The organism is Streptosporangium sp. CA-135522 (assembly GCF_050949235.1).
Classification (GTDB): domain Bacteria; phylum Actinomycetota; class Actinomycetes; order Streptosporangiales; family Streptosporangiaceae; genus Streptosporangium.
Genome location: NZ_CP192026.1, coordinates 1,644,914 through 1,668,691, shown reverse-complemented (window position 1 = coordinate 1,668,691; position 23,778 = coordinate 1,644,914). Strand labels below are relative to the sequence as shown.

17 protein-coding genes are annotated in these 23,778 nt (G+C 72.5%); 5 read left to right on the top strand and 12 right to left on the bottom strand.

The annotated features are described in order from the left end of the window. The first annotated feature begins 9 nt into the window (after positions 1-9). On the top strand, positions 10-1,341 hold the full coding sequence (locus tag ACQPYK_RS08065) for an MFS transporter (RefSeq protein WP_433252573.1): 1,332 nt from the start codon (positions 10-12) through the stop codon (positions 1,339-1,341). 24 nt (positions 1,342-1,365) lie between these two features. On the opposite strand, the gene ACQPYK_RS08060 is transcribed toward ACQPYK_RS08065, so the two are convergent. From ACQPYK_RS08060 to ACQPYK_RS08040, 5 genes are all read right to left on the bottom strand, one after another. Beyond that, positions 1,366-2,478, bottom strand: coding sequence for an NAD(P)H-dependent flavin oxidoreductase (locus ACQPYK_RS08060; protein WP_433252571.1), 1,113 nt, complete (start codon positions 2,476-2,478; stop codon positions 1,366-1,368). A gap of 128 nt (positions 2,479-2,606) precedes the next feature. Continuing rightward, positions 2,607-3,350 (bottom strand): SDR family NAD(P)-dependent oxidoreductase, encoded by a 744-nt coding sequence (locus ACQPYK_RS08055; protein WP_433252568.1) that lies wholly within the window; start codon positions 3,348-3,350, stop codon positions 2,607-2,609. Further along, a complete protein-coding gene (locus ACQPYK_RS08050) occupies positions 3,347-4,672 on the bottom strand; it encodes an FAD-binding protein (protein ID WP_433252565.1) in 1,326 nt (441 codons plus the stop codon). The genes ACQPYK_RS08055 and ACQPYK_RS08050 overlap by 4 nt, the downstream gene beginning before the upstream one ends. Beyond that, positions 4,669-5,613 carry a decaprenyl-phosphate phosphoribosyltransferase gene (locus tag ACQPYK_RS08045; protein ID WP_433252562.1) on the bottom strand — a complete coding sequence of 315 codons (945 nt, stop codon included), beginning with the start codon at positions 5,611-5,613 and terminating at the stop codon, positions 4,669-4,671. Before ACQPYK_RS08045 ends, ACQPYK_RS08050 begins: the two co-directional genes overlap by 4 nt. Before the next feature lie 143 nt (positions 5,614-5,756). After that, on the bottom strand, positions 5,757-6,674 hold the full coding sequence (locus ACQPYK_RS08040) for a DUF3068 domain-containing protein (RefSeq protein ID WP_433252559.1): 918 nt from the start codon (positions 6,672-6,674) through the stop codon (positions 5,757-5,759). A gap of 118 nt (positions 6,675-6,792) precedes the next feature. On the opposite strand from ACQPYK_RS08040, the gene ACQPYK_RS08035 reads away from it, so the two are divergent. The 3 genes from ACQPYK_RS08035 to ACQPYK_RS08025 all read left to right on the top strand — a co-directional run bounded on the left by ACQPYK_RS08035 (position 6,793) and on the right by ACQPYK_RS08025 (position 9,793). Next, positions 6,793-8,013, top strand: a complete 1,221-nt coding sequence (locus tag ACQPYK_RS08035) for an acyltransferase family protein (RefSeq protein ID WP_433252556.1) — start codon at positions 6,793-6,795, stop codon at positions 8,011-8,013. Positions 8,014-8,177: 164 nt separating this feature from the next. Next, positions 8,178-8,804 carry an RNA polymerase sigma factor gene (locus ACQPYK_RS08030; protein ID WP_433252553.1) on the top strand — a complete coding sequence of 209 codons (627 nt, stop codon included), beginning with the start codon at positions 8,178-8,180 and terminating at the stop codon, positions 8,802-8,804. Then, complete coding sequence (locus tag ACQPYK_RS08025; RefSeq protein ID WP_433252550.1) at positions 8,801-9,793, top strand: CU044_5270 family protein; 993 nt, start codon at positions 8,801-8,803, stop codon at positions 9,791-9,793. Before ACQPYK_RS08030 ends, ACQPYK_RS08025 begins: the two co-directional genes overlap by 4 nt. 200 nt (positions 9,794-9,993) lie before the next feature. Here ACQPYK_RS08025 and ACQPYK_RS08020 read toward each other — a convergent pair whose 3' ends face one another. Further along, positions 9,994-11,868, bottom strand: coding sequence for a hypothetical protein (locus ACQPYK_RS08020; RefSeq protein WP_433252547.1), 1,875 nt, complete (start codon positions 11,866-11,868; stop codon positions 9,994-9,996). Positions 11,869-12,013: 145 nt separating this feature from the next. On the opposite strand from ACQPYK_RS08020, the gene ACQPYK_RS08015 reads away from it, so the two are divergent. Next, positions 12,014-12,757 carry a class I SAM-dependent methyltransferase gene (locus ACQPYK_RS08015; RefSeq protein ID WP_433252544.1) on the top strand — a complete coding sequence of 248 codons (744 nt, stop codon included), beginning with the start codon at positions 12,014-12,016 and terminating at the stop codon, positions 12,755-12,757. Here the strand turns inward: ACQPYK_RS08015 and ACQPYK_RS08010 are convergent. From ACQPYK_RS08010 to ACQPYK_RS07985, 6 genes are all read right to left on the bottom strand, one after another. Beyond that, positions 12,738-14,861, bottom strand: a complete 2,124-nt coding sequence (locus ACQPYK_RS08010; protein ID WP_433252541.1) for a hypothetical protein — start codon at positions 14,859-14,861, stop codon at positions 12,738-12,740. The two genes, ACQPYK_RS08015 and ACQPYK_RS08010, sit on opposite strands and share 20 nt — an antisense overlap. Next, the gene (locus ACQPYK_RS08005; RefSeq protein ID WP_433252538.1) at positions 14,858-16,039 is read right to left on the bottom strand and encodes a DUF3068 domain-containing protein; all 1,182 of its coding nucleotides are present in this window, start codon (positions 16,037-16,039) and stop codon (positions 14,858-14,860) included. The genes ACQPYK_RS08010 and ACQPYK_RS08005 overlap by 4 nt, the downstream gene beginning before the upstream one ends. After that, on the bottom strand, positions 16,036-20,268 hold the full coding sequence (locus ACQPYK_RS08000) for an alpha-(1->3)-arabinofuranosyltransferase domain-containing protein (protein ID WP_433252535.1): 4,233 nt from the start codon (positions 20,266-20,268) through the stop codon (positions 16,036-16,038). The genes ACQPYK_RS08005 and ACQPYK_RS08000 overlap by 4 nt, the downstream gene beginning before the upstream one ends. Positions 20,269-20,276: 8 nt before the next feature. After that, positions 20,277-21,668: a glycosyltransferase family 4 protein gene (locus ACQPYK_RS07995; RefSeq protein WP_433252532.1), complete on the bottom strand. Its 1,392-nt coding sequence runs from the start codon at positions 21,666-21,668 to the stop codon at positions 20,277-20,279. 136 nt (positions 21,669-21,804) lie between these two features. Then, positions 21,805-21,936, bottom strand: coding sequence for a hypothetical protein (locus ACQPYK_RS07990; RefSeq protein WP_306858894.1), 132 nt, complete (start codon positions 21,934-21,936; stop codon positions 21,805-21,807). A 133-nt stretch (positions 21,937-22,069) separates the two neighbouring features. Next, positions 22,070-23,740 carry a hypothetical protein gene (locus ACQPYK_RS07985; RefSeq protein ID WP_433252529.1) on the bottom strand — a complete coding sequence of 557 codons (1,671 nt, stop codon included), beginning with the start codon at positions 23,738-23,740 and terminating at the stop codon, positions 22,070-22,072. Between the last annotated feature and the right edge of the window lie 38 nt (positions 23,741-23,778).

Below are 23,778 nucleotides of genomic sequence, written 5' to 3'. Positions count from 1 at the left end.
GCCGCGCCCATGACCTGGCGCGAGCGGCTGATCGATGTCCGCCCCCTCCGCACCAGCCGGCCGTTCCGCGATCTGTGGATCGGTTCCTCCCTCGCCTCGCTCGGTCAGCAGATCGCCGTCGTCGCCGTCCTTCTGCAGGTCTGGGATCTCACTCGTAGCCCGCTCTGGACCGGAGCCATCGGCCTTGCCACAGGCGTACCTCTACTCGTCCTCGGGCTGGTCGGCGGATCATTGGCCGACGCCGTCGACCGCAGGACCCTCGTCCGTGCCACCGCCGCGGGCCAGGTGCTGACAGCCGTAGGCCTCGTGGTGCAGGCCGCCGCGGGAAACCGGTCGGTCCTGCTGCTGCTCGCCCTGGTCGCCGCGCAGTCCGGCTGCGCGGCGCTCGGGGCCCCGGCGCGGCGCACCTTCCCCGTCCGGTTGCTTCCCGCCGACCAGGTCGCCGCCGGGCTCGCCCTGCAGAACGTCGCCTTCCAGGCCTCCATGCTCGCCGGGCCCGCCCTCGCCGGCCTCGTGCTCGCGCAGTGGGGCCACCCCGCCGCGTACGCGATCCAAGCCCTCGCCGGCGTCGCTTCGCTGGTCGCCGTGGTCCGGCTGCCTCCGATGGCCGCCCCGCGCACCGGCGACGACCGGCGATCAGTGCACGGCACGCGTCGACGTCGTGGTCCGGCCCGGGGAGGCTGGCGAATCATCCTCCGGAGCCCCACCCTGTGGGGCTCCTTCGCCACCGACCTCGCCGCCACCGTCCTGACCATGCCGATCGCGATCTTCCCTCTGATCAACGAGATCCGCTTCGAGGGCAACCCCCGGACCCTGGGGCTCTTCCTGTCCGCGATCGCAGTCGGCGGGCTCAGCGCCGGCCTGCTCTCCGGGACCGTCACCCGGCTGCGCCGCGGCGGCCTCGTCCAGCTCGTCGCGGCCACGATCTGGGGTCTGGCCCTCGCCGGCTTCGGCCTGGCCGGACCCCTCTGGCTCGCCCTCTGCTGCCTGGCGATCGCCGGTGCGGCCGACACCATCGCCGTGATCACCAGGGGCGCGCTGGTCCAGCTTGAGGCACCCGACCATTACCGCGGGCGGATCTCCTCGGTCGAGCACGTCATCGGCATCGCCGGTCCCGAGATCGGCAACTTCCGTGGAGGACTCCTCGCCTCCCTCACGTCCGCACCCGTAGCGCTCGTCGCGGGCGGCCTGGCGGCCGCGCTCGCCGTTGTCACCGTCGGCCTGATCAACCGCCCCCTGCGCGATCACCACGCCCCGTCCCGGCACGAAGGCTCGCCACCGCCCGAAGTGCCGCCGGCGAGTCCCTCGCGGGAGGTGGCCTTCGCCGACGAACCACGATGAGGCGACGCCGGAGGGCGCGGAGTGCTACTCCCGGGTCAACCGGCCGAGACGCTCGGTGGCCTCGATGTAGTCCTCCACCATGCCGAACACGACGTCCTTGGCCGACCTCACCTGGTTCATGGTCCCGATGATCTGACCGGCCGGGAAGGTGGCCAGTTCGGCGGCGTCGGAGCGGCCGATCCGGCGCAGCGCGTCGGACACCAGCATGAACTGCAGCGGCATCGGCAGGGTGCCGGGCGAGTCGGCCGCCTCCCACGCGTCGGTCCACTCGTTCTTCAGCAGGCGGGCGGGCTTGCCCGTCCAGGAGCGGGAGCGCACGGTGTCACGGGAGGTGGCCTCCAGGATGCGCCGCTTGGCCATCTCCGGGGTGTCGGCCTCCTCGACGGTCAACCAGATGGACCCGGTCCACACGCCCTCGGCGCCGAGCGCCATGCCCGCGGCCATCTGACGGCCGTCGCCGATGCCGCCGGCCGCCAGCACGGGCACGTCCACCGCGTCCACGACCTGCGGGATGAGCACCATCGTGGAGATCTCGCCGGTGTGCCCTCCCGCCTCGGTGCCCTGCGCGACGACGATGTCCACGCCGACCTCGACCTGCTTGACCGCGTGCCGGGGGGTGGACGCCAGCGCCGCCACCTTCACCCCCCGGGCGTGCGCCAGCTCGACGACGTCGGCGGGGGGCGGGCCGAGGGCGTTGGCCAGGAGCGCGATCGGGTGCCTCAGCGCCACCTCGACCTGGGGCCGGGCGGTGGCGTCGGTCCAGCCGAGCAGGACCTTGCCCGCGTCGGAAGCCGACAACTCCGCGACGCCGTGCGCGGCGAGCAGGTCGTCGACGAACCTGCGGTGGCCGTCGGGGATCATCCCCTGCAGCCGCCCCACCAGATCCTCGGGAGAGTCGACCCCCAGGTCGGCTCCGGCGTAGGAGGCGGGCATGACCACGTCGACGCCGTACGGCCTGCCGTCGACGTGGTCGTCGATCCACTTGAGCTCGATCTCGAGCTCTTCCGGAGTGAAGTAGAGGGCGCCGAGCACCCCCATCCCGCCGGCGCGGCTGACCGCGGCGACGACGTCCCGGCAGTGGCTGAACGCGAAGATCGGAAGCTCGATCCCGAGCATGTCCGTGGCACGTGTCCGCATGCGCCCACGGTACGGCCGACCGTCAATAAACTGCAACGCGTTCTAGTCCAGAATATTTCGTCGGTATTGATGGGCCCCTACTCGGTATTGACGGACCCCTATACGGGCCCCGATAAGGGAAACACGTTTCACCGGGGCATTCTTCGCCAGATCGCGCGAGGCAGCACGCGCATCACCGCGAAAACCGCCCGCAGCCTCCCGGGCACCCACACGACCTCGGCCTCCGAGCGCAGCCCGGCGATCACCGCGTCGGCGACCTCTCCCGGCGTGCAGGACATCGGCGCCGGAGACATGCCCTCGGTCATCCTGCCGACCACGAAGCCGGGCCGCACCACCATCACCCGGGCGCCCGAGCCGTGCAGCGCGTCGCCCAACCCCTGGGCGAAACCGTCCAGGCCCGCCTTGGCCGAGCCGTACACGAAGTTGGCCCGGCGCACCCGCACCCCCGCCACCGAGGAGAGGACCACCAGCGTGCCGTGGCCCTGCTCGCGCAGCCGCCGGGCGGCGTAGAGCCCGGCCGACACGTGCCCCCCGTAGTTGACGGCGACCGCCTCGGCGGCGGCCACCGGATCGGCGTCATAGACGGCCTGGCTGCCCAGGACGCCGAAGGCGGGGATGACCACGTCCAGGTCGCCGACCAGCTTGGCCGCGGTCTCGATCACCTCGCCGTGCGTCTCGGGACGGGAGGCGTCGAAGTCCAGCAGGTGCACCTCGGCGGCCCCGATCACCGGGGGTGCGCCGCCGGCGCCGCGGGCCGCGAGCACGACCCGGCGGGCGCCGTCGCGGACCAGCCGCTCGACGATCGCCAGCCCGATCTCGCTGCGCCCGCCCAGCAGCAGCACGGTGTCCACCGAACCCAGGGCGTTCTTCACAGCACGAGCCTCCTGGCCAGGTCGGAGCGGAACACCCGGCGGGGGTCCACCTCGTCACGGATCCCACGCCACTCACCCAGTCGCGGATACATCGCGGTCATCGTCTCCGCCGCCATCCGCGAGTCCTTGGCCAGGTATACCCGGCCGCCCGCCTCGGCCACCCAGCCGTCGAATTCCCGCAACAGCACGGCCAGCCCGCGCCGCCCCGCCGGGATGTCCAGGGCGAGCGTCCAGCCGGGGACCGGGAACGACAGCATCCCCGGCGTGCCCGGACCGAACCGCTTCAGCACGGTGAGGAAGGAGACCACGCCCTCGGCCGACAGCCGGGAGACGATCCGCCGCAGCGTCGCCTCCTCGCCGAACGGCACCACGAACTGGTACTGCACCAGGCCGCGCGAGCCGTAGACCCGGTTCCAGCCGTCCACGAAGTCCAGCGGGTGGAAGAACGGCCCGAGATCCTGCACGAGACCGGTCCTGGGACGGGCCCTGCGATACCAGGCCTCGTTGAACGCCCGCACGGTCACCGGATTGAGCAGGCCGTTCGGCGCCCAGGCCGGAGCCCTCACCGCGGGGCCGGGGGCGAACGCCAGCGGGTCGGCGCCGCGCGGCAGCTCCTCGCGGCCCGCGTGGTCACCCCTGGTGAGCACGCTGCGGCCCATCCGGCCGCCGCGGGCGAGCAGGTCGATCCAGGCGACCGTGTAGCGGTGACGATCATCGGTGGCGGCCATCGTCTCGAGCGTCTGGTCCAGGTCACGGGTCCGCTCGACGTCCACCCGAATGCGCGAGGTCTCGATCGGGACGCACCCGAACACCGCCTCGGTGATCACGCCGGTGAGTCCCATCCCGCCGACCGTGGCCCAGAACAGGTCGCTTTCCGGCGTGAGGGTACGGCGGGCGCCGTCGGCCGTGACCAGGGTGAGGGAGCGCAGGTGCGCGCCGAAGGAGGAGTCGGCGTGGTGGTTCTTGCCGTGCACGTCGGCCGCCACGGCCCCGCCGACGGTCACATGCCTGGTGCCCGGGGTGACCGGGACGAACCAGCCCCGTGGCACCAGCGCGGCCATGAGGTCGTGCAGGCTCAGCCCGGCGGCGGCGGTCACCAGCCCGGTGTTCTCATCCAGGGACCACGAGGTCAGCGCGGTGCAGTCGAGGACCAGACCGCCGGAGTTCTGCGCGGCGTCGCCGTAGGAGCGGCCGAGCCCCCGGGCCGCGACGCCCCGGCCGGGAGCCCGCCGTACCAGCTCGGCGACCTCCTCGGCCGAGCGGGGGCGGGCCAGGCGGGCGGGGGTCGGCGCGGTACGGCCCCAGCCGGTCAGGAAGGTCATGTCAGATATATACCGATAAGGAGGGAGGAGAGCAGGAGGGCGATGAACACCTGGAGGTGCCGGTCACGCAGGGCGAGCTCTTCGGGCTCCTCCCCCACCCCCCGGTCCACCAGCAGGTTGTGTCGCAGGACGATGAGCACGAAGGGAACGATGCTGATCCCGTAGAACGGCCCGGGATGGTCGTTGAGCGCCCACAGGCAGTAGGTCACGATCATGGCGCCGGAGGACATCGCGCGGACGCCGGCCAGGTAGCCGGGGGTGTAGGCGGCCAGGATGGCCCGCGTGGAGCCGCCTCCGGAGGCGCGCAGCTCCACCTCGCGCTTGCCGGCCACGAGCTGGAGCGAGCCGAGCGAGACCACCACGAGGAACCAGCTCGTCACCGGCACGTCCACGGCGACCGCCCCGGCGAAGGCGCGGATCACGTGGCAGCCCGCCACCGCGACCAGGTCCACCACGACCTGGTGCTTGAGCCAGTAGGTGTAGGAGAAGGTCAGCGCCAGGTATCCGGCGACGACGGCCGGCAACCGCCAGTCGCCGGACAGCGCGGCCAGCGCCGGAGCCAGCACCACGAGCAGGACTCCGGCGGTCCGGGCGAGCCGTACCGGGACCAGACCCGCCGCGACCGGGCGATGGCGCTTGCGCGGGTGGCGGCGGTCGGCCTCGACGTCGGCCGCGTCGTTGAGCAGGTAGGTGCCGCCGGCGGCCAGGCAGAACGCCGCGAAGGCGATCAGCGTGTCCAGGAGCCCCCGGGGGGTCACCAGCACGCCGGCCGCCGCCGGCGCCGCGAAGACCAGGGCGTTCTTCAGCCACTGGCGCGGGCGGCAGGCCCTCAGGAGAGCGACCGGTGAGAACCTCCGGGCGGCGACCACGGCCGCCGCCTCCCCGTCCGCCGGCCGCCCGGTTCCCGGGTCCCGATCGCCCGGGCCCGTGGGGGTCCGCATCGTCGAGTCCTGGTCATCCAGACCCGCCGGACCTTGATCGTCCAGACCCACAGAGCTCCGGCTCACCAGGTCCCGGTCGCCCGGGTTCACCGGATCCCGGTCCGCCGGGCCCCGGTCACCGAAGCTCACCGCGTCTCGGTTCGTCAGGCCCGGGCCGTGCCGCGGACCGCGACGAAACCGCCGACCAGCAGGACGAGTCCCAGCAGGAGCAGGATGACCGGGATCGTCACCTTGAGCAGGGTGATCTGGCTCTTGCCGTCGGTGGCGTTCTTCACCAGCTCACCGACCGTCTGGGGGGTCATCTTGGCCGTCGCCGAGAAGGCGACGATGCTGTGCTCGCCGTCCTGGGTCTTGAGGACGTCGTGGCGCTGCTGTTCCTGCTTGACCGGCGAGCCGGTCGTGGGCTCGATCCAGAACGTGTTCTTGCCCTCGTAGAGCCGGTCCACCTGCACGTCGCCCGTCGTGTCCGTCACCCCCATGATCGAGGCGGGCACGCTGCGGGTCTCGATCTTCGTCGTTGGGGCGACCTGCTCGAACTTGTAGACCGGCAGCCCGTTGACGTTGTCCTCGCCGACGAACTTGGCGTCGAACGTCATCCCGGCGGTGGAGTTGAAGACCCGGTAGGTCTTCTTCTCGACGTCGAACGGGAACTTGTAGATCTGGCCCTCCATCTTGGCGGGCTTCTTGTCGAGGTTCACCGCGCAGCAGTCGACGCCCTCGCCGGTGTACTTGTTGAAGGCACTGCGCCGCTCGTTGAGGGCGATCATCGGGTTGTTGTTGGTCACGTCGTTGACCGCCATGACCTCGTCCCACACGACCCGGTCACCCTGGGCCTGGGACACGTCCCCGCGGGTGGTCACGGTGATGCCGAGGTTGCCGGTCATCACCTTGAGGTCCTTGGCGCTGAAGTACTGGGCTCCCTGCGCCTCCAGCTTGGAGATCCCGTACTGGGCGGCGGGGGCCGCGATGAGGCTGCCTCCGATCTGGAACCGCACGAGCGGTGCCAGCACGATGAGGAACGCCCCGACGGCTAACAGGACTGCTCCGACGACCCGGCGCATCTACCCTCCTGGGGGAACACAGCATGGGGGGTTTAGGGGGAGATTTGTGGATTAACAAAGCTACTGGCCAGTATGTTAGGGGCCGAAAGTGACCGGCGTCACCCAGGGATGCGGAAAAGTGACCGAAACAGGTTCTAGATCGAGTTCCCTCCCCCGGCAGGCGCCGCCGGAGGTCGGCGGGCACGTGGACACCCTCGACGGCGTGCGCGCGGTCGCCTCGTTCGCCGTGCTCGTCTTCCACGTCGCCAGCGAGTCCGGCGCCGCGCTGCGCGAGGGCTTCGGCGGGGCGCTGCTCTCCCGTGGCGACGTGGCCGTGCCGATCTTCTTCGCGCTCTCCGGGCTGCTGCTCTACCGGCCCCACGCGGCCTGCCTGCTGCGCGGGGACGCTCCCGTCCGCACCCGGGCCTACCTGTGGAAACGAGCCGTCCGCATCCTTCCCGCCTACTGGCTGGTGGTCGTCACGGCGATGCTCATCTGGTCGGACGGTCACCTGTCCGACGGCTGGAGCTGGCTGGCGCTGCTGACCCTCACCCAGAACTACGTGACCGAGCACTGGTGGTTCGGCCTGGGCCCCAAGGGCCTGGCCCAGATGTGGAGCCTGTCGGTGGAGGCGGCCTTCTACCTCCTGCTCCCCCTGATCGCGGCGGCCCTGGCCGCCTTCGCCCGGCGCGGCGGTGGCGACGTGCACCGGCGGGCCCGGCGGCTGCTGGCGGGCGTGGGCGCGCTGGCCGCGCTGTCCTTCGCGTGGACGCTGCTGATCTACTACCCGCAGTACCGTCCCTTCCTGAACAGCTGGCCGCCCCGATCGGCGGTCTTCTTCGCCGCCGGGATGGCCCTGGCCGTGCTCCTGGCCTGGGTGCACGCCGACCCGGACGAGAACTCCCCGGCCCGGCGCCTGCGGCGGGCGATGTCGGCCTCCCCGGGTTCGTGGTGGCTGATCGCCGCCCTGGCCTACGCGGTCGCCGCCTCTCCCGTGACCGGGACCCGCTTCCTCGGCATCGACGGCGTCTGGTCGGGCCTGTTCGAGCTGGCCCTCTACACCGTCGTCGCCTTCTGCCTGCTCGTCCCGGCCACGCTGCCGCCGCCGGGCGACTCGATCGTCCGGACCCTGCTCGCCAACCCGGTGATGAGCTATCTCGGCCGCGTCTCCTACGGCGTGTTCCTGTGGCAGTTCGCGGCCATCTACCTCTGGTACGGGTTCACCGAGCAGCAGCAGTTCACCGGCAACTTCCTGGCCAACCTGGTGCCCATCACCGCCATGACGCTCGCGATGGCCGCCCTGACCCACCGGTTCGTGGAACGGCCCCTGCGCCACCTCAACCGCCTCGTGCGCGGCTGAGCGGAGGCCTCTCGGCGACGGCGACACCGACCGGCCCTGTCTGAGGCTGGTGCCCGGGCTCGTTCGCCGCCCACGTGGTCGTGTGGCTCGCGGAACCGGCGCGCGTGGTCTTCGCGAGTGGCGCGGGGAAGGAACCTGTTTTCACCATCCGGATAAATACAGACGTGAAATCAATTGAGGCCCTCTCGGCAGGTGGTACGGCAGGGTTCGGGAGGCCGATTCCTGTTGACGACTCGACGATCATCGATGCGTCCCTGCGAGATCCCGAGCGTTTCGCCGAGTTGTTCGACCGGCATGCCGCCGTGCTGCACCGCTACGTCGTCCGGCGACTTGGCCCAGACCACGCCGAGGACGTGGTGGCCGAGGCGTTCACCAGGGCGTTCGCGAAACGGCACAGGTACGCCCTCGACCGTTCCGACGCCCTGCCGTGGCTGTACGGCATCGCCACCAACATCATCGGTAGCCACCGTAGGGCGGAGGTGCGCGGCTATCGGGCCCTCGCCCGTACCGGGGAGGACCCGGTCGCTGCGGCCTTCGACGACCGGGTGGTCGCCAGGGTCGCCGCCTCGGCCACCCGCGAACGGCTCGCCGCCGCCCTTGCCAAGCTCGGCCGGGGCGAGCGCGACGTCCTGCTGCTGATCGCCTGGGGCGACCTCAGCTACGAGGAGACCGCGCGAGCGTTGGACGTGCCCATCGGGACCGTCCGCTCCCGGCTGTCCCGCGCCCGCCGCAAGATCACCAATGTCCTTGGTGGCACCAATCCGACCGACTTGATCGAGGAGACACCGTGAACGACCTGGACCTCGTCCGCGACCTGCGCTCACAGGTACGGCTGAGCGAAGAGCACGATCTTCACGGTGCCCGGCGGCACTTGCTGGCCGCGATGGCTCCCTCGCCAAAGAGCCGCAGGACGGTACCTCGTATGGTGCTGCGTGTGGCAGCGGTCGGCGCCCTCGGCCTCGCGATCACCGCGGGCGTCACAGTCGTGCAGAACATCGGCACGGACGGCCGTGGGAAGGGAATTACCAGTGCCCCGGCGTGGCTGCCCGTCGCGAACGCGGAGATACTGGCCAAGCGGGCGACCGCGGCGGCGGGGGGAGCCGAGGATACCTATCCCCGCGCCGATCAGTGGATCTACTTCAAGAACGACATCTACTCCTCACCGAAGGCGACGCCCAAGTCGAAGGTGCCGCCCATCGGCGGAGGGAAGAGCGGCTCGCGGTACACGATGGAAGGATGGGCTCGGGGCGACGGCAAGAAGACGGCACACCGTGCTGAAGACGGCACGCTGATCACAGCAGCCGTCAATCAACCAGACCGTAAGCCACTGCAGCACGACCTCGCTTACCTACGCTCGCTTCCCTTGGAGCCCTCCGCCTTGCTCGAACGCCTGAAAAAGGGCGACACCACGAGCGGCTCTTCGCGATTGGAGGCGATCGCGGTCTTCCACCAAGCCCAAATGCTCCTCCAGGAGGTCACGCCGCCGCCCCGCCTGCGTGCCGCTCTCTACACCACTATCGCGCGTCTGGACGGCGTCGGGATGGAGGAGAAGGTGCGCGATCTGGCGGGCCGAGAGGGGATCGGGATCTACCTGGATGATCAGGGGTTCCGTCACGAGATCATCGTCGACCCGAACACGTACGCGTTCTTTGGGGTGCGCGGGCTCTATCTGAGTGGGAAGCGGACGCCGGACGGCCGCATGTTCTCGAAAGGGGAAGTGGTCTACTCAACCGCTCGCCTAGCCGACGGGATCGTGGACCACGCGGGGAGCATCCCGTAAACCAGGGTCGCAGCAGGTACAGGACCCCCTCCACCGCGGAGGATCAGCCGAAGTAGTCGTACGCCTGCCGGATCCGTCCGTTGTCAAGAGTCAGGACGCGCCATCTCTTGTACACGGGGCCATGAGAGCCGCTACCAAGGCGGGCGATCAAACGACTCGACGTGAATCCCGACGACTTCCAAGTCCTCGCCACCAAGGACCTAGGAGGGCTGCTCGCCCTCGGCGTGCGGCGCCCCGAGGGCGACGCCGGTCAGGCAGACCGGAGCCGTCGGGTCGTCCATCACGACCCGCATCCCCCTGCTCAGCGCCGTCACCGGGAAGTGGATCAATCCCATGGACGTCTTCCTGAGGCTGAGCACGATCCGTTCGTCGCCGACCTCGACGCTCACCGAGACCGGGCGGTCGGCCGTGTAGGCCAGCGCGCCCGCGGTCGCCTGGCCTCCGAAGGAGACCGCGTCGGGGAAGACGGCGGCGCCGTTGACCACCGGGATGCATCGTTCGCCCTCGCCCCGGGCGGCGAAGAAGCCGAAGACGCTCATCCGCGCCAGCCTGCCGTCACGGTCGAAGACGCGGGCGTTCTCGGACGGCTCGGGATGGGCCATCCTGACCCGCACCGCCGGGCGGGCCAGCGGAGCGAGCAGGTGGCTGCTGAGCCGCCGGTCGCCGTTGACCGGCAGCACGATGTCGGCGGGAAGCGGGGTCGGGTAGATCACGACGTCGTCCGGCGCGGCGGCGAGCTGTGCGGCGGCGGTGTCGAGGTAGGCCCGGACGCGGTCGCCGGTGAGGGTCTCCCGGTAGGTCCCGATCGAGATGACCGACAGCACGAGGTAGGCCACCGCGACCGGTCCCGCCAGGAGGAGGAGCCGGGACCGGGCGGGCGGCGGGCGGCGGTAGGCGCCGCTCTCCCCGCGGACCGGCAGCAGCGCGAGTCCCAGGCAGATCGCGAAGACCACGACCGCGTCGGCGACGTAACGGCTCTCCATGCCCACCAGCGACGTGTAGCTGCCCCGGGCGATCACCGTCGGGACGGCGTCGGCGAGGAGCAGGTAACCCCCCAGGACGACCCACGCCCGCAGCGCCCGGCGCCGGTGGACGACGCTGACCACCAGCAACGCCACCAGGACCGTCCACGCGACCGCGACGACGGCGGTGGAGGGGCTCGCCAGGCCGCCGGCCGGGGTCGGCACCCACGCGAGCGGGCCGCCGACCGCCCCGCTCGGGAACGTACGGCCCAGCATGAGCGAGACCAGGTCCACGGCCACGTCGGATCTGGGCAGCGACGCGCCCTCCCCCGGAGCGGTGTCCATCCTGGCGAGATAGGCGATCGTGTAGGCGGCCAGCGCCATCACGTGCACCGACCACAGCCGCCAGTGCCGCCGTACCTCGCCGAGCATCGACCGCGCCCAACCCGCCTTGCGGTCCCGCAGGAAGGCCGTGGTCAGGGCGAAGAGCAGGAAGGTGACGAAGACGCCCTTGGTGCTGAAGGCCATGCCGGCCACGCACCACGCCAGCGCGCGGCGGCCGTACCGGTCGCCCTCGCCGCGGGTGAAACGGACCTGGTCGGTCAGCGCGAGCACCAGGACGAGCTGGAGCGGGATCGCGTTGATGGCGGCCGCCCACCAGCCGAACGCCGGGATCGTCAGCGGGGAGAACAGCAGCAGCGCCAGCGGCGCCAGGATCGCCGGCCGGGTGCCGAACAGGGTCCGAAGCAGCCGGAGCGCCAGCACGCTGAGCAGTGCCTGCGCGACGAACGTGACACCGGCCACCAGCAGCCAGTCGTAGGGGGCGATGCGCGAGAGCACCCAGGTCAGCGCGATCGCGCCGGGCATGAAGTGGCCCTTGTGCACCCGGGTCACGAAATCGAGGGTGAGATCGTTCTCGTAGGCGTTGCCCACGAACAGCAGGTCGTCCTCGACGAAGTAGGAATCGCTCAGGACCAGCACCCGCAGGCAGAGCGACGCCACAATGATCAGGAGGGCGCCGAGCAGCACCGGACCGCGCAGCGCCGCCAGCCAGCCGGGCAGCGCGATCCGCAACGTCGGCGACTCTGGCCGCTCGGTCTCCGTGGCCTTCACCGGCCCTCTCCCTCTGATCCCGTGCTCCGGCGGAACACCCTACGAGCAGGACAAGATTGCCACCAACGCGGTGTTATGCTCCGGCGCACCTGGTTTGTTCGACCCCGCGGACACCTGATTTGTTCTACTCCGTAGAGGAGCAGCGTTGGAGACCCCTCAGGCACCGTTCCGGGCCACTCTGGGCCGGTCGGTCAGGCTGCTCGGCGCCTTTCGCAAGGAGCAGAGCGATCCGGACTTCTTCTACGGCATGCTGGCCCGCGACACGGTGGCCCAGCTCGCCTCCTACACCGAGCTGGACGGCGCGCTCGTCGCCGACGTCGGTGGCGGCCCCGGTTACTTCACCGACGTGCTGCGGACGGCGGGCGCCCGGCCGGTCTGCGTGGACTGCGACGCCGGCGAGATGATGGCCCGGCAGGGTGCCGCTCCCGAAGGGGCGGTGCTGGGCAGCGCGCTCGACCTGCCGCTGGCGACCGGTTCGGTGGACGTCTGCTTCTCCTCCAACGTGCTGGAGCACGTGCCCGACCCCTGGCGGATGGCCGACGAGATGGTCCGGGTGACCCGGCCGGGTGGCGTGGTCTACCTGTCCTTCACCAACTGGCTGTCCCCCTGGGGCGGCCACGAGACGTCTCCCTGGCACTATCTCGGCGGCCACCGCGCCGCCGCCCGCTACACCCGCAAATATGGCAAATCCCCGAAGAACGTCTACCGCACGAGCCTCCACCCGGTCTCGGTCGGCGCGGCGCTGCGCTGGGCCAGGCGGCAGCCGGACGCCACCGTCCTGGACGCGCTGCCCCGCTACCACCCACGCTGGGCGACCCCGGTGATCCACGTCCCCGGGTTGCGCGAGATCGTGAGCTGGAACCTGCTGCTCATCCTGCGCCGCCACTGACCGCCCCCTCCGCGCCACTGTTCGCGCCACCGTCCGCGCCCGCCCGGGCGCCGACCGCTCCAGCGAAAGCGCCACCGTCCGCGCCCGCCTGAGCACCGGCTACTCCGGCGAAGCCGCCACCGTCCGCGCCCGCCCGGGCGCCGACCGCTCCGGCGAAGCCGCCACCTCCGGCGCCCGCCGGGACACCGCCGTCCGGTACGGCCGCGCCGAGCACCACCGCGCGCAGGCATGCCCGGTCCCCCTGGACCGAGATCCGTACCGGCCCCGGGACGATCGCGGCCGGCAGGTAGACCCGCTCCCGGTCGGCCCGCAGCAGGACCTCGCTTCGCCGGTCGCCCCTGAGCACGGTCGCGCGCGTGTCGCGCGGCACGCGGTAGTCGAGGCGGACGACGTTGCCCTCGCGGGCGGCGGGGAGGTCGGCGACGGCCGTGCCGCCGCGCAGCGGCAGGCAGGAGCCGGCCTCGGCCGCCACGTATCCGCCGAAGACGGTGGCGGGCACCAGGTGGCCGCGATCGTCGAAGGTCACCGCGCGGTAGGACGTCCCCGGCCGCCCGACCCTGTCCCGCAGCGCGCCCTCGACCAGCGGGCTGAGCGCCCGGGAGGTCAGCCGGTCCTCGACGGCCTGCCAGGGGAACAGCATCCTGTCGGGCACGAACGAGGGATACACGCCCGTCTCGGGATCGAGCGCGGCCAGATCCGCGCGGGCCGCCGCGAAGTAGGCGCGGTTGCGCTCGCCCGGCAGCCCCTGGGCGAAGCCCGACGCCGATACGAGGGCGAGCGCCACGTAGGCGCACGCGGCGGGGAGGACGAACGGTGACGCCGCCCGCGCGGCCCCGCCCGCCCTCGGCGGATCCCGCCGCGGGATCTCGCCTCCCCCGGAGAGGTCCCGTCGCGAGACCACCGCCTCCGGTGAGCCCCGCACCGGGGCCCCGCTCTCCTCAGGACCCTCCTCGGGCTCCTCTCGCCACGGCATCAGGGCCAGCGCCAGGCAGACCGCGAGCACGGGCAGGGCGTCGGCGACGTAGCGGCTCTCGAAGGCGTGCTGGGCCGACCCCGACCTGCTGACCATGATCAGCAAGCTGTCCACGACCAGGAGGTAACCCGCGGCCAGGGCCCAGGCGGCGGACGCGGTGGGACGCCTGCGGCAGGTGCCCGCCACGACGGCGGCCAGGACCAGCCAGGCCACCGCGACCTCGACGGCCCGGTGGGCGACCAGCGGACCGGCCGTGGTCTCCTGCCCCCAGCTCAGCGGGCCGCCCACGAGCAGGGTCGGCACCGTGCCCCCGAGGAAGCTCCCCAGGTAGTCCATCGCCGCGTAGAAGTCCGGGACCGCGAACCCCGGCCCGCCGGCCCGTCCCGTGAGCAGGACGTAGCCGGTCAGATAGGCGCCGCCCACCGCCAGGTAGGCCAGCCAGAGGACCAGGTGTCTGCGCACGGCCCCGGCCACGCCGTGCTCACGCGCCAGCAGCACCGTGAGCAGCAACAGCACCGGCGGGATGAAGAGCGCCTTCTCGAAGAAGAGCAGGCCGGCGAGCGTCCAGGCGATCCCGGCGAGGGCGTGCCCGGCCCTGCCGGTACGGATCAGCAGCACCTGGGAGCACATGGCCATGAGCATGGCGATCTGCAGCGGCAGGATGTTGAGGGCCGCCGCGAACCAGGTGGCGGCCTGGAAACCGGCGGGCGCGAACAGGAAGAGCGCGAACGGGACGAGGATGAGAGGCCGGGCGCCGAAGAGCAGGCGCAGCAGCCGGTGGAGCGCCAGGGCCGCGCCCGCGTACAGCGCCATGATCACTGCCGAGACCAGGCCCCAGTCATAGGGGGAGACCGCCGTGACGGCCCGGACCAGGGCGAGCGCGCCCGGCATCAGGTGGCCGATGTGCACCCGGAGGAGATGGTCCCGGCCGAAGGGCTCGGCGACGGCCCGTCCGATGAAGACGATGTCGTCCTCGGCGAAGAAGGAGCGGCTGAGCAGCCATCCCTTGAGCGCGAGCCCCGCGAGCAGCAGGAGCGATACCGCGACCGTGAGCCCGTGCCGCCGCACGAACGGGCTCCGCGTCCACCCCGGCAGTCGCAGCTCCACCTCGATCGGGCCGTCGCCGCTCACCCGCGCTCCCGCCCGGCCCGCTCCGGCTCGCCCTCGGGCCCCGGGAGAACCGACCCGGCCTCAGGACCCCGGAGGACCGACCCCGCCTCGGGGCCCGGCGACTCCGACGGCTCCGGCGCTTCCACCGGCTTCACCGGCTCAGGCGGCTCCGGCGCTTCTACCGGCTTCACCGGCTCAGGCGGCTTCACCGGCTCAGGCGGCTCCGGCCCGATCCTCTCCGTCGCCGGCGCGTCCGGTACGGCGGGGCCGGGCCCAAGGCCTCGGGACGGTCTGCGGGAGCGGACGCCCAGGAAGGCCAGCAGAAGCCCGGCTGCGAGGAAGACCCCGGGGAGCAGGTCACGGACGAGGAGAACCCAGCGGGTGAAGGCACGCGCGTCGGCGACCTTGGCGGCGACGTCCTCCGGGGACATCACCAGGTCCGCCCGGAGGCTCATCTTGCGCTCGATCCCATCGGGGGTGCGCAGCCCCTGCCGGTGCCGTTCGCGGGTCTTCACCGTCAGGCCGCTCTCCGGCTCCACCCAGAGGGTGCGGGTCACCTCGGCGTAGCGGGAGACACCGATGGCCCTCCACTCGGGCAGGCCCAGCACTTTTCCGGGGAACTGCCCGGGGAGATCCTCGATCTTGATCGGGCCCGCCGCGTAGGCGTAGCGATACGTCAGCAGGCCGTCCACCTGCTCCTGGCCCTCGTAGCGGAGCGGAACCGCCGCCCGGAGCATCGTGTCGTACATCGGGTAGGAGCGCGGCTCGGCGCGGAAGGGCAGGCGGAAGGCCAGTCCGGACTGCCGGGCGTCGGGGTCGTCGTCGACGTACTCCTCGCAGCAGTCGACCGTCATCCCCGTCCTGCGGTCGAAGGCGGTCCTGCGCTCGTGGTAGTCGATCCGGTCGCCGGAGGCCGTGGTGAGCGAGACGAACTCCACCCACACCGCCGTGTCGCCGCCGCCGGCGCCGGCGTCCCCGCTCAGCGTCCTGGTCGACACCAGCGGGACGCCGGTGTGGGAGGTGAGCGTGCCCGTGTCGAAATAGTCGGCGTCCGCCGCGACCAGGCGGTAGGTCCGGCCCTGCTCCAGCGGCAGGACGAGAACGCTCTCGTAGACGTAGAAGCGCAGGAGCGCGGCGAGCGTGATGAGGAAGGCGCCCGCGCCCGCGAACACCGCGCGGGGAATCCCGGATCGGGTCACCGGCCCACCCCCACCGACTCGGACCCGGACCCGGACTCGGACGCTGTCCCTTTCCCGAAACCGGACCCGACCCCTGCCCCGGCGACCCCGGACCCGGGCTCGGACCCGGGCTGCCGGGTCAGGGCCCGGCCCGGTGAAGGCGGCGCGGCCGCGGGGCGCCGGGGGATCGACGCCATCAGCCACGCCAGCGTCACCAGGCAGAGCACCTGCGGCACGACGCCGGTCAGGGGCCGGGCGAGCGCCTCCGTCGCGTCGGCCCCGCCGTACAGGGTGCCGGCGGCGAGCGCGAGACCGGCCAGGCCGGGTGGCGCCAGGAGCGCCCAGGGCGTGGCCGCCGCGCCCGCCAGGCCGGGGAGCGTGCCGAGGTGGGCGTGCCTGGCCCGGGCCACGGCTCCCAGCCAGGCGAACAGCGCCAGCGCCCCGGCGGCGATCGCGGCGCCGGGGAGGCCCCCGGTCCACAGGCCGACGAGCGGGGCGAGCGGCCAGACGAAGGCCGCGCGGACCGCGGCGGGCGCCGCCGCCGGCGACCGGACCGGCCGGGAGGGGCGGATGGACGCGAGCGCCACCACCAGGAGCACCAGGGTCCAGCCGCCGAGCAGCGCCGTGCGGTAGGCGGAATCGGGCTCGTAGCGCATGGTCACGACGCCCTGCCCGGAGGGCAGCTCCCAGGCCTGCCGCCAGCCGTCCAGCCTGGCCGGCGTCAGCCGCCTGCCGTCGAGGTAGGCCTGCCAGCCGGCGTTGTGGTTCTCGTTGACCACCAGGTAGGAGGGGGCCGTGGTCGCCACACGGACCCGGCGCTCCTCCTGCCCCCACGACTCGGCGACGGCGGGTGCGGCCCTGACCGCGCGCCGGGTCTCCTCCGCGGGAGCACGCACGACCACCGACTCGATCCTGAAGGCGTCGCTGGGAGCGGCGGTGACCCGCGCCGTGCCGGTGCCCAGTTCGACCGCCTTGCAGGCGCGGTAGCCGAGCGGGCGCCCGTTGACCGCGTCGTCCAGCGTGCCGCGCACGATCTCGGTGGGCACGGCGTTGCCGTTCACGGTGAGCGTCGGGCCGTAGCCACAGGGCAGCCTCAGCGGGAACGGCGCCAGCGAGCCGGGCGGCTTCACCCCGGGGATGGTCAGCTCCGAGACCTCGATGGGCCGGGACGCCGGAGCGGTGAAACCGATCTCCAGGCGGTCGGTGCGGATCGGCGTGAAGGAGACCCGCCCGTCGGAGCCGACCCAGCCCTGCGCCGCGCGGCCTCCGCCGCGCACGCTGACCTTGACCGGCGGCTGCCCCAGGAAGGAGTCGGGGAACAGGACCATGATCTGCGAGATCGTGGTCTTCCTGCGGAGCTTTACGGTCAGGGTCGGGTGGCGGTCGAAGGTCTGGGCGTACCAGACCGTGTCCAGGTTGCCGTCCATGGCCGCGCGGCCGAGCACGGCCGGGTGGTCGGTCAGCGTGGAGGAGGCGGTCACCTGGGGATAGACGCCGGGGACGGTGGTCAGCAGCCGGGCGGAGACGGGGTCGGTGAGCACGGCCCGGCCGGTGACGGCGCGTTCCCCGCCGTCACCGACGGCGAAGGTGCGGTCGAAGCCGGAGCCGTCCTCACCGGTGATCGTCAGGGACGGCGAGCAGGTCCACGTCGAGGACCCGTGCATGCACATGGGCGCCGAGCCCTGGCGGGTCAGCAGCACCGTGCCGGGATCCTGCCTGCCGTCCGGGGGGACGACGATGCTGCGCATGGGCTTCACCCCGGGAACCGCGACCTCGGTGATGCCGACGCGGGTGCCGAGCCTTGACCGGGGCTCGGTGGCCAGCTTGGTCACCCGGATCCGCAGCCAGGAGGTACGGCCGACCGGCGGGCGCAGCAGCTGCGGGTCGGCCGAGTCCCCGACCGGCGCCAGGCGCCTTCCGGCCGCGGTCTCCAGGGCGACCTCCGCCACGGGAGGTCCCAGCGCCCCCTTCTCGAAGGCGACGGTGATCTGCGGCATGTCGATGCTCTCGACGAAGCGCACCTCCAGCCACTGCCCGACCGCGCCGTGCCAGCCGTCGGAGCGCCACCCGGTGCGCGGGTCGGCGTCGAACGCCGCGTACGGCTGCCGCCCCGGGTCGCGGCGTTCGCCGGCCCCGACACCGGACTCGGCGGAGGAGGCCCGCACGTCCTGGACGCCGGAGTAGCGGGCGGTCGCGGTGGCGCCGGTCCAGGCGGGGTCGGTGAGGTCGCTGTCCCCGCCGCGTTCCAGCGGCTGGTCCTCTGTGAGCGTGGCGGTGCCGATGCGGCGCAGGTCGCCGAAGACGATCTCACGTCGGCGCAGCGTGTCGGTCACCACCCGGTCGGCGGCCGGCGTCGTGGCCGTGCCCGGCTCGTCGCCGACCATTGTGGGCCGGTCGTCGTCGAGCAGGCCCTCCTCGGCGAGGGCCAGCGCCGCCTCGGGCGCCCCGGCGACCCGGAGCGTCCCGTCGCGGGGCACCGTGGCGACGAGCGGTGCGGGGTCGGGCACCGCGTAGATCTCCAGCGCGGGATAGGGCTGCTCGAACCAGCCGGAGGCCGTCGAGTTGGCCCTGGTCCCGATCTGCGGGCCGAAGGCGGCGACCCGTTGCAGGCCGGTGGACTCCTCGATGGTCTCGTGGACCCGCGCGGGCCAGGCCGTGCCCAGCCCCTCTCTGGCGAGATCGTTGCGGACGAGCAGGTAGGTGACTCCGATTCGGCGCAGCGCCGAGGTGAGACCCGGCGAGCCCCGGCCGGTGGCGAAGCGCTCGTCCATCGCCTGGACCAGCCGGGCGAGCCCCGGCGAGCCCCAGGGGACGTTGGTGTGGGTGGCCCAGCGCACGGTCAGCAGCGACTGCATGGGCTCGTCGATCGGCCGGCCCCACAGGTATTCGCCCCGGCGCGACCCGGGCGCGGCGAGGACCATGCCGCTGCCGGTGTTGCGGTTCAGCCAGGTCGCGGCGTCCTTCCAGTAGGAGGGCACCTCGGCGAAACCGCCGGCGGGGGTGATCCCGGCGACGGCGACGGGCAGGGCGGTGAGGGCGACGAGGGCGGCCGAGACCGCGAGGACGGGCCTGCGCAGCCGTACCGGACCGGCCAGGGGCAGGGCGGCCAGGCCGAGGGCGAGCGGGAGCCGGATCAGCGCGTCGAATTTATGCAGGTTGCGGAAGGGCGCGAGGGGGCCGTCCAGCAACGCCCGCACCTGCTCCGTCCACGGGTGGGCGAGGGCGTCGGCGTGCCCGGCGGAGACGATCACGACCCCGGCCAGCAGGCTCGCCGTGAGGAAGGTCCGCTCCGGGGTGGACCGGGCGGCGATCCCGGCGAGGCCGAGGCCGGCGGCGAGCGCGGTCAGCACGATCATCACGGGTCCGGTCGCCTGCTCGAACGCCGCGGGCAGGAACGGCTGCCCGTCCACCGGCAGGAAGGCGAGCCAGTCCGAGGTGCCCCGCAGGATGTTGATCAGCGAGGTGACGCTGGTGGTGGCGTCGGCGGTCTCGATGAACGGCAGGAAGGAGAAGATGTAGCGCCCCATCACCAGCAGGGGCATCAGCCACCACATCGACGCCGCGGCCACACAGCCCAGCCACCACAGCAGCAGGTGCCGCCTGCGGCGCCCGCCACGCCGGGTCAGCAGGTACAGCAGCGGCACGACGAGTACGGCGAGCTCGGCCACGGCGTTGACCCCGCCGGCGAACAGGAACGCCAGCGCCGACAGGGCCGCGGTCCTGCGCGGGCTCGCCTGCGGTCTCGTGCCGTGCACGAGCGGCAGCAGGATCCAGGGCAGTGCGGCGCTCGGCTGGAACTCCGAGGAGTTGACCCCGATCAGCGTGATGGCGTGCGGGGCCAGGGCGTAGGCCAGACCGGCCAGGACACGTGTGGCGGGGGTGCCGATGTCCATGGCGCGGGCCACCCGCTCGACACCGAGGAAGGCGGCGCACAGGACCAGGGTCATCCACAGACGCTGGATGTTCCACGGGGGCATGTCGAGCGCCTGGAAGAGCGCGTAGAACGGGCCCATCGGGAACAGGTATCCGTAGGCCTGGTTCTGCAGGTGGCCGAAGAACGCGCCGTCCCACAGATGCACCGCCCTGGCGAGGAAGCCGAGGGGGTTGAGCGCCATGTCGAGCTTGGTCTCGGAGATCACCTGGCCGGGCGAGGTGTTGAACGCGATCGCCCCGAGAAGGAGGCAACCCGCCAGCAGGTGCAGCCGGTGCCGCAGCCGGGCGGGCCCGGCGTCCGTGCGGTCAGGGGTCAATGCGGCACTCAAATGGGGTCGGTCTCACCTACGGCGAGACGGAGGTCGGAGGTCCGGGCCGGCGAGCCCACGGAGCTCGCGTGCCGGCGACGGCGACCGACCGGGGGGAGTTCCGTGGTGATAAGTCTGGTTATAGTAGCGCCGGTTCTTCCCCAGGTGAACTCGCTCGCCCATGACCTGCAGGCCTGCTGGATCTCCGCGCGCCGTACCGGGTCGGCCAGCTCCCCGATCGCGCGGTCCACCACGTCCGCGAGCGCCTCGCCGTCACGGACCAGCCAGCCGGTCACGCCGTCGCGGACCGAGTCGCGCAGCCCGGCGACGTCGTAGGCGACCGTGGGCACGCCGAAGGCGGCCGCCTCGATCACGGTGAGGCCCCAGCCCTCGAACTCCGAGGCGGTCACGTTCAGCAGGGCCGAGCCGAGCACGGCGTTCTTCTCCGGCTCGGTGAGGAATCCGTGCAGGTGCACGCGGTCGGCGACGCCGAGCCCGGCCGCCGCGGCCGCGAGGGCTCCGGACTCCGGACCGCGGCCCACGACGTGCACGTGCAGGCCGGGACGGCTGTCGCCCAGCTCCGCCGCCAGGGCGACGACGCGCTCGACCCGCTTGTGACCGACCAGCCTGCCCAGGTAGACCACCGCGGGGTCGCCGGGCAGGGCGTGCTGGGCGACCGAACGGACCGCGGGGCTGCCGTTCGGGACGACCTGGATCGGCGCCAGCCAGCGCAGCCGGGTGCGCAGGTCGTCCCTGGACGACTCCGAAACCGTGATCGTCGTGCGCCGTCTGTAGAGCAGCCGGGCCACCGGGCCCTCGACGAAACAGCCGATCCTGGCGAGCCACGGGCGGAAGAAGGCGTGGAACTGGCGGTCGTGCACGTGGTGCACCAGACAGATCACCGCGGTGCGGCGGCGCACCACGAGGGGAGAGAAGAAAGGGATGCCGTTCATCGAGTCGATGACCACGTCGAAGCGGCGGCGGCGCAGCAGCAACCACAGCGGCACGAGCAGGTAGACGAGGTAGCGGTTGCCCATCCTGCGCAGCTCGACGCCGTTGCGCCGCTCTAGTCGGGGCTGGCCGGGCTCGCGGCTGGTCACGAAGTGGACCGAGGCGCCCTGGGCGATCAGATATCGGCTGACCTGCCAGGCGTACTCCTCGGCGCCGCCGGCCACCGACTGCTGCGGCTCGCGGAAGTTCAGCATCGCCACCCGGACGCCGTGCAGGGGCGCCTCCGGAGTCGCGGTGACCTCCACGCTCAGGCCGGGCCGCGGCGGGTTCGGCGAACGCGATCCGGCGTTCACGCCCCCGCCGGAAAAGGCCACCGCTCCGGCCACCGCACCGGCTACCGCGTTGGCTGCTGCACCGGCCGCGGTGTCGCCCAGGGTGTCGGCCAGGGTGTCGGTCACGGTGTCTCCTCGGTCCTCTACGGCGACGCGCGCCCGACTCGGGGCATGGCGGAGCCAGACCCCGTTCTGATGACTGTGTTCAGCCCGTGCGGGCTGGGGAAACGACGTCCGAGGGACCGTCAGACGGCCCCTCGGATCACCTGTCGCCGTAGTTGTACAGCGGCCGGTTGGGCGGCTCGGGAGTGGGCGAGGCCACGTTCACCACGGCCACGGAGGCGCCGACCGCAAGGACCGCCCCAACGGCCAGGGCCGCGATCACTCGTATCACTGAGCTCTCCCTCCAGAATCCGGACAGTGTGCCGAGAGTAGAACGTGATTCATCTCATAGGCCATAGGCTTAGTGAAACCGTGACAAAGAAAGTTACCGTCGGGTACTTCCAGGAGCTGCGGGGATGCGCAGCTCAAGAAGGCGGGTCGAGGCGCAGGAGGCGGATCTCCCGCCCCTGGAAGACGGTCACGGCATCGTGAAACGCGTTATCGCTCGCCGGGCCGAGCACGTAACGGACCCCCAGCCTCGCCAGCGCCGCCGCCCGAGCGTCCGATCCGGCGCGCAGTGCCGCCTGCGCCGCGGCGACCGCCGGGTCCTCCGCGGCGACCCGCAGCACGCCTCCTCCGGGCAGGCCCACCAGCAACGCGTCGTTCCACAGCACCCGGCGCCGGAACATCTTGGTCGCGGGATCGAGGATCACCCGGCGGTCGTTCCACCCGAACGCCCGATGCGCCCCCCACGGCAGCGACAGGAGCGCGCCCGGCGCCGGATCGGCGTTCACGATCGACTGGACGCGGCGCCACTCGTCCGGGTAGTCGACCGCTGACAGCCTGCCGAACGCGCCCAGCGCGAAGGTCGGCAGGACCATGACAGGAACGGCCACCGCGACGGCCGTGACGGCGCGCGAGTTCCAGCGCGCGACGGCGGAGGCCAGACCCACCGCCTGGAACAGGACGAGCGGGGCGATATAGAGCTGTCCGTCGCGGAGCGGCCCGAACCCGGGCCACCGGGCGATCAGGCCGCCCAGCGCGCCCGGCGCGAAGGCCCCCGCCAGTGCGACGGCCAGTCCGGCTCCCGCCGCCACCGCCAGCCCGATCCGGTACGGCGGAGCCTCCCCCGGGCCGGGCCGCCCCGGCGCCGCCTGCGCCACTTCGTCCCGCGCCGCCTCCGCCGCTCCACCCTCCGCCGCTTCGTCCCGCGCAGCCTCCGCCACTCCGTCCCGAGCCGGGTCCGGCGGCTGCGTGCCGGGCAGCCGGACGAACCCCCAGACGGCGACCGCCGCGAGCGCCAGCCGGACGATCGCCGACCACCACGCCCCCTGACCGGGGACGACGGCGTTGGCGTTCCAGATGCCGCCGAGCGACAGCAGGCTGCCGACCGTTCCGAGCGGCCCGTCGGCCCTGGCCGCGAACGCCCGCGCCCCGGCGGGATCGGTCACCGCCTGGCTGAGCAGGGCGGGCGCCAGCCACGGCAGGCTCAACCCGCCCAGCACCAGCGCGACCGTCACCACCCGCCGCGCCCGCGCCGTCCGGCTGGGAGCCGGCGCGGTCGCCGCCACCGGGAGCAGCACCACCCCGGAGACCAGCATCGCCTGGAAGCCGCCCACGGCCGCCGGGAGCAGCGCGGCGGCCAGGCGCGTCCGCCCGCCGGACACCACGGCGCGCACCGCCCAGGGCAGCCCCGCGACGCCCAGCAGCAGCGCCCACTGGCCGAGCAGGAGCCGCTGGGCGAGATAGGCGTTCCAGGCGTAGAAGGCCGCCGCCACCAGGCGCGGGCCGAGGCGGCGCGAGGGCGCCAGGGCGGCCGCGCCGGACGCGGCCAGCACGAAGATTCCGATCAGGATCGCCTTCTGGACGACCTGTGCGGGCGCGATCCGGGACAGCAGGGCGACCACCAGGTCGCTGGGCACCGCCCGGGGGAAACCCGCTCCCGGCAGGTTCAGCGGCGGGTCGGGCACGAACACCATGTCGTACCTGAGCACGAACCCGGGCCCCAGGGCGGGCCCGAGGGCGAGCACCCCGAGCAGCAGGCCGAGCAGGGCGGGCGCGAACCGCTTCGCCGTCTCGACCCGCTCGCTGCGCATAGTGACCGACATTAAGGGGTGCCCGCAGTCATGACCGA